At 64.6% G+C, this 13,905-nt stretch carries 12 protein-coding genes; 5 read left to right on the top strand and 7 right to left on the bottom strand.

The features are described from left to right. The first annotated feature begins 178 nt into the window (after nucleotides 1-178). Complete coding sequence (locus GYA94_RS22755; RefSeq protein WP_029887066.1) at nucleotides 179-856, top strand: DUF1028 domain-containing protein; 678 nt, start codon at nucleotides 179-181, stop codon at nucleotides 854-856. Continuing rightward, nucleotides 849-2,009, top strand: a complete 1,161-nt coding sequence (gene argE / locus GYA94_RS22750) for an acetylornithine deacetylase (RefSeq protein WP_161893144.1) — start codon at nucleotides 849-851, stop codon at nucleotides 2,007-2,009. The genes GYA94_RS22755 and argE overlap by 8 nt, the downstream gene beginning before the upstream one ends. A gap of 70 nt (nucleotides 2,010-2,079) precedes the next feature. Here the strand turns inward: argE and GYA94_RS22745 are convergent, their stop codons facing one another. Next, entirely contained in the window at nucleotides 2,080-3,348 is a 1,269-nt protein-coding gene (locus GYA94_RS22745) for a carbohydrate porin (RefSeq protein WP_009686532.1), read from the bottom strand. 128 nt (nucleotides 3,349-3,476) lie between these two features. Beyond that, complete coding sequence (locus GYA94_RS22740; protein ID WP_161893143.1) at nucleotides 3,477-5,894, bottom strand: glucose/quinate/shikimate family membrane-bound PQQ-dependent dehydrogenase; 2,418 nt, start codon at nucleotides 5,892-5,894, stop codon at nucleotides 3,477-3,479. Between the two features lie 317 nt (nucleotides 5,895-6,211). On the opposite strand from GYA94_RS22740, the gene GYA94_RS22735 reads away from it, so the two are divergent. Then, nucleotides 6,212-7,117, top strand: a complete 906-nt coding sequence (locus tag GYA94_RS22735) for a LysR family transcriptional regulator (protein WP_161893142.1) — start codon at nucleotides 6,212-6,214, stop codon at nucleotides 7,115-7,117. 104 nt (nucleotides 7,118-7,221) lie between these two features. Next, nucleotides 7,222-8,424, top strand: a complete 1,203-nt coding sequence (locus GYA94_RS22730; protein ID WP_161893141.1) for an MFS transporter — start codon at nucleotides 7,222-7,224, stop codon at nucleotides 8,422-8,424. Nucleotides 8,425-8,465: 41 nt separating this feature from the next. Here the strand turns inward: GYA94_RS22730 and GYA94_RS22725 are convergent, their stop codons facing one another. Continuing rightward, the gene (locus tag GYA94_RS22725) at nucleotides 8,466-9,077 is read right to left on the bottom strand and encodes a LysE family translocator (protein WP_054912745.1); all 612 of its coding nucleotides are present in this window, start codon (nucleotides 9,075-9,077) and stop codon (nucleotides 8,466-8,468) included. 105 nt (nucleotides 9,078-9,182) lie between these two features. Between GYA94_RS22725 and GYA94_RS22720 the strand changes: the two genes are divergently transcribed. Beyond that, on the top strand, nucleotides 9,183-10,157 hold the full coding sequence (locus GYA94_RS22720) for a GlxA family transcriptional regulator (RefSeq protein WP_110678537.1): 975 nt from the start codon (nucleotides 9,183-9,185) through the stop codon (nucleotides 10,155-10,157). Nucleotides 10,158-10,191: 34 nt separating this feature from the next. Here GYA94_RS22720 and GYA94_RS22715 read toward each other — a convergent pair whose 3' ends face one another. The 4 genes from GYA94_RS22715 to GYA94_RS22700 all read right to left on the bottom strand — a co-directional run bounded on the left by GYA94_RS22715 (nucleotide 10,192) and on the right by GYA94_RS22700 (nucleotide 13,659). Continuing rightward, complete coding sequence (locus GYA94_RS22715) at nucleotides 10,192-11,043, bottom strand: CAP domain-containing protein (RefSeq protein ID WP_047149650.1); 852 nt, start codon at nucleotides 11,041-11,043, stop codon at nucleotides 10,192-10,194. Nucleotides 11,044-11,274: 231 nt separating this feature from the next. Continuing rightward, complete coding sequence (locus GYA94_RS22710) at nucleotides 11,275-11,886, bottom strand: cell wall hydrolase (RefSeq protein ID WP_110678418.1); 612 nt, start codon at nucleotides 11,884-11,886, stop codon at nucleotides 11,275-11,277. Between the two features lie 32 nt (nucleotides 11,887-11,918). Then, nucleotides 11,919-12,836: an AEC family transporter gene (locus GYA94_RS22705; protein WP_054903942.1), complete on the bottom strand. Its 918-nt coding sequence runs from the start codon at nucleotides 12,834-12,836 to the stop codon at nucleotides 11,919-11,921. A 124-nt stretch (nucleotides 12,837-12,960) separates the two neighbouring features. Next, on the bottom strand, nucleotides 12,961-13,659 hold the full coding sequence (locus GYA94_RS22700; RefSeq protein WP_110678417.1) for a pirin family protein: 699 nt from the start codon (nucleotides 13,657-13,659) through the stop codon (nucleotides 12,961-12,963). Nucleotides 13,660-13,905 lie beyond the last annotated feature (246 nt).

The following is a 13,905-nucleotide window of genomic DNA, read 5'->3' as shown; positions in this document are numbered from 1 at the left end:
CCGCGAACACCGGCAAAGCCGGTGCCAGCCACTGCGTCGCCTGGTTCGCGGGCTCGCCCGCCACAGGGCCTCAGACCCTAGTTTTTTCCTGCCTAGCCCCTCGGAAAAAGGTGGTTTCGCCTGCCCGAAGGTTCCACCCAGAATGGCCTGCATTGCACAGCACAACAGGAACCATGCCATGACCTTCTCCATCATTGGTCGCTGCCAGGAAACCGGCCAGGTCGGTATCGCCATCAGTTCGTCGAGCATCGCCGTAGGGGCCCGTTGCCCGTGGGTGCGTGCCGGCGTGGGCGCGGTCGCTACCCAGAACATCACCCTGCCGGCGCTGGGCCCGCAGATTCTCGACGCCATGGAGCAGGGCCAGTTGCCACCCGCCGCAGCGCTGGACCGGGTGTTGAGCGCCAATGGCTGGAGCGAGTACCGCCAGGTGACGGTGATCGACAGCACCGGCCAGGTGGCCTTGTTCACGGGGCGCGAGGCGCTTGGCACACACCATGCCGTGGCCGGCGAGCAATGCGCGGCGGCGGGCAATTTGCTGTCCTCCACCGTGGTGATCGAAGCGATGGTGCTGGCCTTCGAACAGGCCGGTGGGCACCTGGCCGACCGCCTGCTGGCGGCCATGCACGCGGCGATGGCTGCGGGCGGTGAGGCGGGGCCGGTGCACTCGGCGGCGCTGAAAATTGCGGGCGAGCTGACCTGGCCACTGGTGGACCTGCGCGTCGACTGGGCCGACAACGACCCGATCGGAGCGCTCGATGGCCTGTGGCAAGCCTACCGCCCACAAATGCAGGACTACGTCACCCGCGCCCTCAACCCGACCTCTGCGCCAAGCTACGGGGTGCCGGGCGATGAGTGAGTTTGCCAGCCGCACGCTGCTGGCCAGGCTGGTCGGCTTTGCCACGGTCAGCCGTGACTCCAACCTGGCGCTGATCGGCTTCATTCGCGATTACCTGGCCGGGTTGGGCGTGGAATGCGAGCTGTTCCACAACCCGGAGAGAACCAAGGCTAACCTGTTTGCCACCATCGGCCCCAAGGATATTGGCGGCGTGGTGCTGTCCGGGCATACCGACGTGGTGCCGGTAGACGGCCAGGCCTGGACGGCCGAACCGTTCGCCCTCAGCGAACACGATGGCCGCTTGTATGGCCGTGGCACAGCCGACATGAAAGGCTTCATCGCGTCAGTGCTGGCAGCGGTACCCGCATTTCTCGCCCAACCGCTGCGCATGCCTGTGCACCTGGCATTTTCATATGACGAAGAGGTCGGCTGTCTGGGTGTACGCTCGATGCTCGCAGCGCTCGAACAACGCCGGCACAAACCGCGGCTGTGCCTGATCGGTGAGCCCACTGAACTCAAACCCGTGTTGGGGCACAAGGGCAAACTGGCGATGCGCTGCCAGGTGCATGGCGCTGCTTGCCATTCAGCGTATGCACCGTATGGCGTGAATGCCATCGAGTATGCCGCCAGGCTTATCGGCAAGCTGGGCGATATCGGCGACGCGCTGGCCTTGCCGCAGTATCACGACGAGCGTTTCGACCCACCGTTCTCCACGGTGCAGACCGGGGTGATCAAAGGGGGCAGGGCGCTGAACATCGTGCCGGCCGAGTGCGAATTCGATTTCGAGGTGCGTGCCTTGCCGGGGTTCGAGGCACAGGCGGTGGCGGACCAACTGCAGGCCTATGCCGAGACCGAGTTGCTGCCGCGCATGCGCAAGGTCCACGCCGACAGCGCCATTCGCTTGCAGCCGCTGAGTGCCTACCCGGGGTTGGCAACACCGCAGAACAGTGAAGCTGCGCAGCTGGTGGCGCTGCTCAGTGGTTCGGATAAATTCGGCACCGTGGCGTTTGGTACTGAAGGCGGGCTGTTCGAGCAGGCGGGCATCCCGACCGTGGTGTGCGGACCCGGGAGCATGGAGCAGGGGCACAAGCCGGATGAATTCGTCAGTGTCGAACAGCTGCAGGGCTGTGATGCCATGCTGCTCAGACTGGTGGATCACCTCAGGCAGGCTTGACGGTTGAGCTGCCGGGGCTCTGTGGGCGCGGGTGCACCCGCGAATGGGCCGCAGTGCGGCCCCCGGCGACTCAGAAGGTTGCTTTTACCTGCAGGCCCACCACCAGCGCGTTGTCGATGTCTTTGCCAGTGAACGCCCCTGGCTCGATGATGTACTGCACATCCGGGCGCAGGTTCAGCCATGGCGTGGCCTGGTAGCCGTAGCTCAGCTCGATCAACTGCTCGGCGCTGTCGATATCGGGGAACGGCTGGCCGGCGTTGAATGCAGCATCTTCCAGCACATCGCGGCTACGCGGGTTGGGTACGGCGCGGCCGTAACCCAGTGCCACGGTATCTCTCGGGCGGCCTTCGAACGGCTTGTACAGCACCACCCCGGCGCCATACCACTTGGTGAACGGCGAAGCGGCCTTGCTCGACGCCGAATACTGGCCGAAGGCGTGCAGGCTGCGGCCTGGCGAGGCCTGATCGTTCCACAGCGCCTGGTCGACCAGCAGGTAGTGCCCGCCGCGCCCCGACACTTCGTCGTCGCTGCCGATGCGCTTCACGTCGGAGCTGTCGTAGTAGTACCCCAGCTTGTACTCGCCCGGCAGTTCGCCCTGCAGCTTGTACACCAGTTCCACCGGGACCACGGTGCCAGTGGTGTGCTTGGGCCCCAGGTGCCAGGCACGGCTGGAATTGCCGTTGCTCTCGGGGTCCACATTGAACGCTGCCACACGCAGTTGCCAGGCGGGCGACAGGTCGTACTTCACGCGCACGCCGAGGTGGGCGTTGGGGTAGTTGGTCCAGCCGCTGCCCCCCGACATGTTCAGCGGGTGGCCACAGAAGCCGGCGTTCATGAAATTGCACAGGATGCCGCTGTCCAGGCCGCCGACGTCGTTGCCCATGGCCATGTAGCCCAGCTTGACGTTGAGCGCAGGGGTGAACAGGGTGCGTTCGTAGCTCAGCTCGGTCAGGCGGGTGTACAGGCCGCCGTAGTTTTCCTGGATCGGCAGGCGGTTGCCGACCAGGTCGTCCGACGCGCTGTTGCCGCGACGGTCGTTGATGGTCAACTGGACTTTGCCGCCGTTGTCCAGGCCGTACAGCTTCGACAGGTCGAACTGCACGCCCAGCTTGACGTTCTGCGAGTAACGCGCCGAGCGGTGCAGGCCGCCATGCGCGTTGTAGGCGGTTTCACCGCTGTAGTCGCCGGTGATTTTCACCCCGTCCTGTTCCAGCTGGTGGCGCAGGCCGCCCCAGTCACCGGTGAGGGTGCTGCGGGTGAGGAGGTCGTCGTTGGCGAGTGCAGTGCTGCTGGCCAGCGCCAGCAGCAGGGTGGGGGTGAAGCGAATTACGGATGGCATTGCTGTGTCTCGGGTTGTCTGTTCGGGCCTCTTCGCGGGCGAACCCGCTGCCACAGGGGCTGCACCATTTGCCGGGGCAGTGATCCGCCTGTGGCGGCGGGTTCACCCGCGAACGGGGCGACGCTGTGTTACGGCAAGGCGTAAGCGATCACGTAGTCGCCACGGTCGGTCGACTGGCGCGCACCGCCCGCTGTCACGACCACGTACTGCTTGCCGGTTTTCGGCGAAACGTAGGTCATAGGGCCACCCTGGCTGCCCACTGGCAGGCGCGCCTTCCAGATTTCGTCACCGTTGCCGCTGTTGTAGGCGCGCAGGTAGAAGTCCTGGGTGCCGGCAATGAACACCAGGCCGCCTTGGGTCGACAGGGTGCCGCCCAGGGTGGGCAGGCCGATCTTGATCGGCAGGTGCATGCGGATACCCAGCGGGCCGGTGTCTTCAACGGTGCCCACCGGTACCTGCCAGGCCACCTGACGGGTCTTCATGTCGATCGCGGTGAGGGTGCCGAACGGCGGCGCCTGGCATGGAATACCGGCTACCGACAGGAAGCGGTTCTTGTTCACCGCATACGGGGTGCCCTTGAGCGGTACTGCACCCATGCCGGTGTTCAGGGCTTCGCCGCCGGACGCTGCATTGCCTTTGTTCTGCGACGGAATCATCTGGATCCACAGGCCCAGGCGCATGTCGTTGACGAAGATGAAACCGTGTACCGGGTCGGTGGAAAGGCTGCCCCAGTTCATGCCGCCCAGCGAACCCGGGAAGCTCAGCGACAGGTCGGTGCCGGGCGCTGTGTACAAGCCGTCATAGCGCATCTTCTTGAAGTCGATGCGGCACAGCAGCTGGTCATACGGGGTGGCACCCCACATGTCCGACTCGGTCAGGGTCTGCGCGCCGATCTGCGGCATGCCCACCGACTTGGGCTGGGTTGGCGAGTACGGCTCGTTTGGAATGTTACTTGGCTTGACCGGAACTTCGTCGACCTGGGTCAGCGGTTTGCCGGTGGCGCGGTCGAGCACATAGATCTGCCCGGCTTTGGTGCCGATCACTACCGCAGGTACGGTCTGGCCGTCGTCCTTGGTGAAGTCGATCAGGCTCGGCTGCATCGGCAGGTCGAAGTCCCAGAGGTCGTTGTGCACGGTCTGGTACACCCACTTCTGGTTGCCGGTGGTGGCGTCCAGGGCCAGCACCGAAGCGCCGTAGGTGTGGTCCAGCTTGCTGCGTTCAACACCGTAGATGTCGGTGGACGACGAGCCCATCGGCAGGAATACGGTGTTCATCGCCGGGTCGTAGGACATCGGTGCCCAGCTGTTCGGGGTGCTGCGCACGTAGGTGTTGTCGCCCTGCGGGGCCTGGCGGTCTTCCGGGTTGCCCGGGTCGAAGGCCCAGCGCATTTCCCCGGTGATCACGTCGAAGCCACGGATCACGCCGCCTGGCATGTCGGTCTGGACGTTGTCGGCAACGCGGCCGCCGACCACCACGGTGGTGCCGGCCATCAGCGGTGCCGAGGACAGCTGGTAGTAAGAGTCTGGCACATCGCCCAGGCCGGCCATCAGGTTGACCTGGCCGTTGTTGCCGAAGCCCTGGCAGAACTCGCCGGTGTCGGCATCGACGGCAATCAGGCGGCCATCGATGGTGTTGGTCAGCAGGCGACGCTGGCAGTTGGCGCCGGCCGGCACGCTACCGCCGGTGACCGGCGAGCTGTTGGGCTGGGTCGGCTGGGCGATGGCCGCAGTGGCATCGAAATAGGCCAGGCCACGGCAACGCTGCCAGACCTTGGACTGGGCATTGATGGCGTTCTTCCACAGCTCTTTGCCGGTGTCGGCATCCAGCGCGATCAGGTTGTTGTGCGGGGTGCAGATGAACACCTTGTTGCCGATCTGCAGGGGTGTCAGCTGGTCTTCGGCACCGTTGCCGTCGCTGATGGCGACGTCGCCGGTATGGTAGGTCCAGGCCACCTTCAGCTTGTTCACGTTGTCACGGTTGATCTGGTCCAGCGCGGCGAAGCGGCTGCCACCTTCGGTATTACCGTAGTGGGCCCAGTCCTTCTGTTCCTTGCCGGCCTCGACCGCGGTCATGCCCGGGCCTTTGCCAGTAGGGGCTACACTTGGGTGGGCGACGAACATGTTGCCGGCGGCAACCGCCAGCACTACGGCCATCACCGCGGCAACGCCGTAGGCACCGCGCCCGGCGCTGGCGCCATTGGCGCGGGCCAGCAGTGGGTACACCAGCGCTACCACCATGCCGATGACACCGAACATGAACAGGCGCGAGAACAGCGGCCAGAACACCAGGCCGGCGTCGACCAGCGCCCAGAGGGCAGTGCCAACCAGGAACAGCGCGTACAGCCAGGCGCCCGCTTTTTTACGGCGGGCAATGAGCACACCGGCGATGGCCATGGCCAGGCCGCCGATCAGGAAGTACCAGGAACCGCCCAGGCCGGCGAGTTTGACGCCGCCGGCAGCCAGGAGCAGGCCAAGCAGGGCGATGATCACGCCCAGGCCAATCAGGATGATGTTTGAGGCGCCAGAGGCGCGCGGTGTTTCGTTCATGCCAGGGATCTCAGCAGGTGGAATGCGCGCAGTTTAAGCCCTTAGCTTGCTAATTAACAAGTTGGTACATAATTTTGTGAGGCTGATTGTCGCAGGGCTGAACTTAACGCGGTGTGTCTAAAATTCTAGATCGTGTCTGGAAAAATGCATGAAAACACCGGGTATGGCGGGCAAGGTTTTTTATCGCGGCTACGTTCATTTGTAGGCTTTACGCCGGTTGGGCGTGCGCCCGCCATGGCCCTGTTTGCTTGGCGCCATGCTTCTTGACCGGGCTGGCGGTTTGTAAGACCTTTGCGAGTTTTCGAGGACGGCCTGACATGGACAAACTTTTGGCGATGAAAATGTTCGTGGCCACCGTCGATGCCCAGGGTTTTTCAGCGGCTGCACGCCGGCTGGGGGTGGCGACCTCGTCGGTGACGCGCCTGGTCGATGCCCTTGAGTCGGCGCTGGGCGCCACCTTGCTCAATCGTTCGACGCGCCAGGTCAGTCTGACCGAGGCAGGCGCGCGCTACTACCAGCGCGCCCGGGGCATCTTCGAGGCGCTGGACGAGGCCGATGCCAGCATCTCGGACCGCGGTGAGGAACCGGTCGGTGTGCTGCGCCTGTGCTTGCCGGTGGAGTTCGGCAGGCGGGTCATCGCCCCGCACCTGGGGCCTTTTCTGGCGCGCTACCCGGCGCTGGAGCTGGACATCGACCTTAGCGACCGCATCGACGACCTGCTCGACGGGCGTTATGACCTGTCGATCCGCCTGGGTGACCCAGCGCCCAGCGATGAAATGGTGTGCCGCCCACTGGGCCGCTTCCAACGCTGGCTGGTCGCCAGCCCGGGCTACCTGGCCGAGCGCGGGCCGCTCCTGCATCCCCGGCAGCTGCTTGAACACGCCTGCCTGCGTTTTCGCTACGGGCAAAAAGCACGGCCCTGGCGCCTGACCTGTGGCCAGGAAAGCCTGGAGCTGGACGTAAGCGGGCCGCTGCGCAGTGCCAACGCCGACATGTTGCGCGAAACGGCGCTGGCGGGCAGCGGTATTGCATTGCTGGCCGACTGGCTGGTACGCGAAGACGTTGAAGGCGGTCGGCTGCAGCGCCTGTTCCCTGAATGGCAAGCCAACCCTGGCACCGCCAACGACTGTATCAACGCCCTGTACCTGCCCAACCACCGAGGTTCGCGACGGGTCAGCGCTTTCATCGGGTTTTGCGAAAATGTGCTGAATACTGGCCGCTAGCGTTGCGCTATACGCAAAGGCGCGTTGCGTAGCTGCCCAATTCTCGGCGCCGCTGCCCGCAGGTAAGGTGGCCGTCATCCCCATACCTTGTCGAGGAACCTCGCATGAACCCTTCCGTCGCGTCAGCGCAACCGGCCACTGCCGGCCTGAGCCGGGCCCTGGTCGTACTCCTGGCGTTCTGCTGCGGCGCTATCGTCGCCAACATCTACTACGCCCAACCCATCGTGGGGCTGATAGCCCCGGACCTGGGGCTGTCTACCGAACATGCCAGCCTGATCGTTTCCCTCACCCAGCTCGGCTATGCCTTGGGCCTGTTGTTGCTGGTACCGTTGGCCGACTTGCTGGAAAACCGTCGTCTGATGGTGGCCACCGCCGTTCTGGCCTGCATCAGCCTGCTGTTGGCAGGTACCAGTGGCAGTGGCCAGGGGCAGTTGTTCCTGGGTTACGCCCTGCTGATCGGCTTCAGTTCAGTGGCGGTGCAGATGCTGATTCCGCTGGCGGCGCACCTGGCGCCCGAGCACCAGCGCGGTCGGGTAGTGGGCAACATCATGGGTGGGTTGCTGCTGGGCATCCTGCTGGCCCGGCCGTTGTCCAGCCTGGTGGCCGACCACTTCGGCTGGCGTGCGGTATTCATCGGCGCAGCCGGGGTGATGTTGGCGATCATCCTGCTGCTGGCGTCGACCCTGCCGCAGCGTCGGCCCGAGCACAAGGCCAGTTACGCAGGGCTGATGCTGTCGCTGCTCACCTTGCTGCGCCATTACCCGCTGCTGCGCCAGCGCTCGCTGTACCAGGCCTTGATGTTCGCCGCATTCAGCCTTTACTGGACGGCGGTGCCGCTGGCCCTGGCTGCAGGGCATGGCCTGTCGCAAAGCCAGATTGCCTTGTTCGCGTTGGTCGGCGCAGTGGGTGCGGTTGCGGCACCCATTGCCGGCCGCCTGGCCGATGCCGGGCATGCCCGGGCGGGGTCGTTACTGGCGCTGTTACTGGCGCCGGCCGCCTTGCTGCTGGGTTTGACGGTGCCCGGCTACAGCGTGATCGGCCTGGGCCTGACGGGTGTGCTGCTGGATTTTGCGGTGCAGATGAACATGGTGATCGGCCAGCGTGAAGTGTATGCACTGGACCCGGCCAGCCGTGGGCGTTTGAATGCGGTGTACATGACCAGCATCTTCCTTGGCGGGGCGCTGGGTTCGGCAGTGGCCAGTGCGCTGTTCAGCCAGTTTGGTTGGGCAGGGGTGGCATTGGTGGGCGCCGCCTTGCCGGGGGTGGCGCTGCTGGTCTTCGTTTTCCAGGCACGCCAGGCTCGATAGGCGCTGCAACGCCAGTGGCAGTGGCCTGCCTGTGCCAGGGGCTAGCGGCTCAAGGGCAAGGCCACGCCAATCAGGGCGAACAAGCTCCCGCAGCAGCGATTGAAGCCTTTGCCTGCTTTGCTCAGCCAGGGCCGAACCCGGTACGCCAGCCGCGCCAGCAGGTATTCGACCAGAAACTCGACGCTGGCGAAGGTGGCCGCCATGACCACGAACTGCAACAGCAGCCCGCGCTGTGGGTCGATGAACTGTGGCAGGAACGCGCCGTAGAACAGCAGCACCTTGGGGTTGGCCATGGCCGACAGCAGCCCTTGGCGAAACAACCCTGCGTTGTTCAGCCCAGCGTTGCCCGCATTGAGTTCCAACTGCAGGCCTGGGCTGCGCCACAGCTGCACACCTAGCCAGACCAGGTAGGCACCCCCTAGCCATTTCAGTACGCCAAGCACCGACGCCGAGGCCTGCAGCAATGCACCAAGGCCGAACATCGCCAGGGCGATGAGCGCGCTGAAGCCGAACACGCCGCCGACAATGGTGAACAGGGTTCGCCGGGCCCCATATAGAGCGCCGTGGGTCAAGGCCAGCAGGCTGTTAGGGCCTGGGGTGAGCGACAAACCGATGCTCGCCAGCAGGTAGATGAGCCATGTGTCGAGGTTCATGCCGGGTAACGCCATGTGATGAACAGGGCGCCAGTCTAGGGCGCAATGGTGGCGCTGGCAGGGTAATATCCGGACATTCGATGGTACTTTCTGGACGTGAATACCGTGTATCCCGATATTCGCTTGCTGATCTTGCCGCTACCGGATTTTGCCTTGCTGCCGTTTGGCGCCTTCCTCGACAAGTTGCGCTTCAGCGCCGATGACGAGGACTACAGCCAGCAGCGTTATTGCAGCTGGACGGTGGCGGGGCTGGGTGTTGAACCGGTGCCTTCCAGCAGCGGTGCAGTGCTGCAGGTCGAGGCCGTGGCCGGCGACCTCGAGCTGGCCAGTTTCGACTACCTGGTGCTGTTCGGCGGGCGCAATGCCATGGCCACCGCCGCACTTGCACCGCGCTACCAGGCTTTGCTCAAGCGCGCCAGCAAGGCGGGCGTCAAATTGGTCGGGGTCGACAATGGTGTTTTCCTGCTGGCGGCGTGCGGCTTGTTGCGTGGGCACAAGGTGGTGGTGCACTGGCGCCACGAAGCCGAATTCCGGGCGGCGTTCCCGCATGTGCAGCTACTGCCTGAGCAACTGTACTGCATCGATGGCAACCGTATTACCTGCGCCGGTGGCACGGCGGCCATCGACCTGGCTGTCGCGCTGCTGTCACGTGCCTGCGGTCGCACGCGGGCACTCAAGGGCTTGGCCGACATGCTGGTGGATGAAACCCGCGACAGCCGCCATGCCTTGCGCTCCCTGGAGCCGGGCAGCGGGCCGGGGCGCCAGGTGCAGAAAGCGCAGGCACTGATGCGCCATCACCTGGGGGCGCCGCTGGCAGTGGAGCAACTGGCGGCAGCGTTGGGCATCAGCCGGCGCCAGCTGGACCGGCAGTTTCACGCCAGTCATGGCCTGAGTGCCAAGGCCTGGTGGCGCGAAATGCGCCTGCAGCAAGCACGCTGGCGCTTGCTCAACTCCACGCACAGCCTGGCGCAGATTGCCGACGAAGTCGGCCTGGGCGATGCCAGTTACCTGGGCAAATGCCTGCGGGCGCGGTTTGGCTGTACCGCGCTCGAGCTGCGAGCAGCTACACACCAGGGCTGAAGCGCGCCTGACAGGGTTGCAAGGGGGCTCGAATTCACTGTGGTGTGCCGAACAGTGCGGTCCAGTAGATGCCCGCATCGCTCTTCGGGTCCACTGCGTAGGCAGCCCCCAGGTCGCGGAACTCGGGGTTCATCAACGTGGCACAGTGCCCGGGGCTGTCCAGCCAGCCTTCGACCACCTTGTGCGCAGTGTCACGCCCAGCAGCAATGTTCTCGCCGATCTGCTGATACAGGTAGCCGGCCAGCTCCGCCCGGTCGCCGGGGGTGCGGCCATCCTTGTCGATGTGGTCGAAGAAATTCTGGTTGGCCATGGCCCGCGTGTGGTTGGCGGCAGCCCCCGCCAGCACCGTGTTCCAGCTTAACGGCGGGGCGGCAGCGAAGGGTTGCCCGCCACACTGCCGGGCCACCTTGCGGGCCGCGTTGATTTCCTCCACCACTTTCTGCCCTTCGGCTTGCCAGTCACCGAGGCGGCCACTGAGCAGTGGCCGGGCCAGCACGATACGCCAATCGCGGCCTTCCTGGCTGACGCCAATGTCGACGAACTGCGGGTCCAGCACCACCTGGCAGAAACTTTCCTCGATGGCATGCATGGCCGCAGGCGCATCGCGCGGCCCTGACAGGCTGATGGCCTGCACATTGACCATAGGGTAGGCCGCCCGGGTCATGGCCTGCTGCAGATCGCGGGTGCCCTCCGGCGACAGCGCCAGGCGGGTATCGCTGTTCAGCGGTGGCAGTTCCAGCGATGCCTCGCCACCGCAAGGTTGGGCCTGGCTGCGGTAGGCATTGATCGACGCGATCAGTTGCGCTTCTTCGCCGGTAACGGCCAATGCCCCGGTCGAAATCAACAGGCCAAGCGACAAGGCGGCAACGGATGACAGCACGCGCATGTGTATCTCCCTATGACTGGCAGCGGCGTGGTAGGCGCTGCTCATCCTACACAAGCTCGGGGCTTTTGGCCCAGGCGGGTGCAAGGCAAATAAAACGCCGGCAAACAGTGCCGGCGGTACACGAAGGGAGGTAGACCATTGCCCGCCGCAAAAGTGCGAAGCGTAGGCAAACAAACCTAAAAGCCGGCGACAAGTCGGGTGACAGCGCAGTGTGCGCTAACACGTGCCCTGTCAGCGGGCCAACGCCTGGTTGGGTTTGTAGAACAAAAAGTGCGTGGTCTTGGCCGTTCGGCGATAAGCCTTGGCCCAGGCTGGATGCACGCTGCGGTCATGGAAGTAGAGCGCGCCGCCAGTGGAATCCTGCAACTGCTGGTTGAGGGCTTTGCGCGCAATTTCCTTGGCAACCTCGTAGCGCTGCGGCTCCTCGACCTGGTCGGGGCGCCCGTCGCACCACCAGGAAAACTGGCAGGCTTTGCTTTCAACGCCCTGCTTGACCACACCACAGATGGTATCCGGAAAGCCATCCTGGCCCAGGCGGTTCAGCACCACGCTGGCCACGGCGGCCATGTCTTTGGCATCGGCCCCCTTGGCTTCCCAGTAAAGGGTGCGCGCCAGGCAGGTAAGGCTGTCATCCAGCGGTGCCTTGCCAGCCGGGTCCACGGCCTGCGCTTCGCTCGGGGTCAACTTTTCGGCGGGCTTGGGCGGGGGCGCTGCCTCGACCACTTTTTCTTCAAGGGCCTCGGCCTTGCCCTCGGCCACGGCAGCTTTGGCGGGGTCGGCAGCGTGCAAGGGGGCGGCAAGCAGGGCAGTGGTCAGGCCGATCAGCATCCACGAAAAGCGCATGGTCGAACTCCGAACGGTGGGCTGATGCCAGTCTAGCCAAGCGTAAGCATTAATACCAAAGGCAGGGTGGCGGCGGCGGCCACGGTTTGCAGGGCGATGATGGTGGCCATCAACGGTGCATTGCCGCCCATTTGCCGCGCCATTACGTAGGAGGACGAGGCTGTCGGCAGTGCCTGGAACAGCACCGCCACCACTGCGGCCTGGCCGCCCAGGCCCAGCAGCCGGCACAGGCCCCAGGTGGTCACGGGCATGACCAGGAACTTGAACGCCGAAGCCGCCAGTAATGGCCGCGCCTGCTGGCCGAGGCGGGCGCCGCCCAGCGCTGCCCCCACGCACAGCAGCCCCAGCGGCAGGGCAGCCTGGCCCAGGGCCTTGACCGTGGGCTCGATGCCCGGCGGCAGGCCCAGCCCGGTCAAGCGCAGCAGCAGGCCACCCGCGCAGCCGACAATCAGCGGGTTGGCGAAGATCGCCTTCAGCACGGTTGCTGGCGAACTGTGGCGGGCGCTGAAGCGGGCGAACACCAGCACGCAGAGCAGGTTGACCAGGGGCACGATGGCCGCGTTGGCAACCGCGGCCAGGGCTATGCCGGCGCTGCCGTAGAGGCCGGCAGCCAGGGTGGCACCAATGTAGTTGTTGAAGCGGATACCGCCCTGGAACACCGAGGTGAAATCGGCACCCTCGTGGTCTGCCATGCCTTGGTAGAGCACCAGCATCACCGCGCCCGCCAAGGTAGAAAGCATCAGCGCGCCGACCATGCCCAGCACCGGCACACCCTCCAGGTTGGCGGTGGCCAGGCCATGCAGGAACAGCGCTGGCAGCAGTACGTAGTAGCTCAGGCGTTCAGCGCCAGGCCAGAAGGTTTCGGCCAGAAACCCCCGCAGGCGCAGGAAAGTACCCAGGGCAATCAGCAGAATGATCGGGAGCAGGGTGGTCAGCAGCAACTGCAGCATGTCAACGTTCCGTGGTCGGGTACCGGCAAAGACTACGGCTACGCAACGATTTGTGAAACGGTATTGACTGCACTCGCTGCTGAAAATGACAGCCCGGCTGACCACCAAGCCTGCCGGGTGAAGGTCAGGCCACGTCCACCAGCACGATCTCGCTGTCTTCGATGGCGGTCACGCGCAGAAGCTGCTCCTGCTCGATGGCCACACCATCACGCCCCTTGACCCGCAGGCCGTTGACTTCCACCTGGCCCTTGGCGGGTACCAGGTACCCCCGGCGATCGGCATCGAAACGGTATTCGGCGGTCTCACCCGCTTTCAGGGTGGCAGCCACCAGGCGTGCATCGGTGCGGATCTGCAAGCTGTCTTCATCGCCGGCGCGGCCGCTGGCCAGGGTCACGAAGCCTTCGCCACGTTCACCTTTGGGGAACGGTCGGCTACCCCATTGCGGTGCTTCACCGGTGCGTTCCGGCACGATCCAGATCTGGAAGATACGGGTATCGACGTCTTCCAGGTTGTACTCGCTGTGCACGATGCCGGTACCGGCACTCATCACCTGGACATCACCGGCCTCGGTCCGGCCTTTGTTGCCAAGGCTGTCCTGGTGGGTGATCGCGCCTTCGCGCACATAGGTGATGATTTCCATGTCGCGGTGTGGGTGCGGTGGGAAGCCGCTGCCGGCCGCGATCAGGTCATCGTTCCAGACCCGCAGGTTGCCCCAGTGCATGCGCGCTGGGTCGTAGTACTCGGCAAAGGAAAAATGGTGGTGGGCGTCGAGCCAGCCGTGGTTGGCATGGCCGAGGCTATCGAACGAACGAAGTTGCAGCATGGTCGCGCTCCTTGAATCAGTGGATGAGGCCATGATGCGCTAAAGAAACATCGAAAATAAGCGTAAATATCGGCTTAAAACAATCGAATTAGTGGTTCTATAACCTGCAAGTACTTATCCGCTTCATCGCCTAATCCCCTGATCTGCAAGCATTCGCTGGCCATTTTCGGTCGATGCGGCGAACATGCCCATTGTTTCTGTTCAGCAAGGAGTGACCGTGGCCCAAGAGCTACCCCAGGCCCCCGC

It is taken from the genome of Pseudomonas juntendi (assembly GCF_009932375.1).
Taxonomy (GTDB): domain Bacteria; phylum Pseudomonadota; class Gammaproteobacteria; order Pseudomonadales; family Pseudomonadaceae; genus Aquipseudomonas; species Aquipseudomonas juntendi.
The sequence above is the reverse complement of the archived record's forward strand: the minus strand, read 5'-3'. Positions and strand labels throughout refer to the sequence as shown.

Excerpts from the sequence above, each read along its gene's own strand:
- GYA94_RS22740 (WP_161893143.1), bottom strand. The coding sequence starts at position 5,894 with ATGAACGAAACACCGCGCGCCTCTGGCGCCTCAAACATCATCCTGATT.
- GYA94_RS22705 (WP_054903942.1), bottom strand. The coding sequence starts at position 12,836 with ATGCTGCAGTTGCTGCTGACCACCCTGCTCCCGATCATTCTGCTGATT.
- argE (WP_161893144.1), top strand. The coding sequence starts at position 849 with ATGAGTGAGTTTGCCAGCCGCACGCTGCTGGCCAGGCTGGTCGGCTTT.
- GYA94_RS22735 (WP_161893142.1), top strand. The coding sequence starts at position 6,212 with ATGGACAAACTTTTGGCGATGAAAATGTTCGTGGCCACCGTCGATGCC.
- GYA94_RS22715 (WP_047149650.1), bottom strand. The coding sequence starts at position 11,043 with ATGCGCGTGCTGTCATCCGTTGCCGCCTTGTCGCTTGGCCTGTTGATT.
- GYA94_RS22710 (WP_110678418.1), bottom strand. The coding sequence starts at position 11,886 with ATGCGCTTTTCGTGGATGCTGATCGGCCTGACCACTGCCCTGCTTGCC.
- GYA94_RS22700 (WP_110678417.1), bottom strand. The coding sequence starts at position 13,659 with ATGCTGCAACTTCGTTCGTTCGATAGCCTCGGCCATGCCAACCACGGC.
- GYA94_RS22725 (WP_054912745.1), bottom strand. The coding sequence starts at position 9,077 with ATGAACCTCGACACATGGCTCATCTACCTGCTGGCGAGCATCGGTTTG.
- GYA94_RS22730 (WP_161893141.1), top strand. The coding sequence starts at position 7,222 with ATGAACCCTTCCGTCGCGTCAGCGCAACCGGCCACTGCCGGCCTGAGC.
- GYA94_RS22755 (WP_029887066.1), top strand. The coding sequence starts at position 179 with ATGACCTTCTCCATCATTGGTCGCTGCCAGGAAACCGGCCAGGTCGGT.
- GYA94_RS22745 (WP_009686532.1), bottom strand. The coding sequence starts at position 3,348 with ATGCCATCCGTAATTCGCTTCACCCCCACCCTGCTGCTGGCGCTGGCC.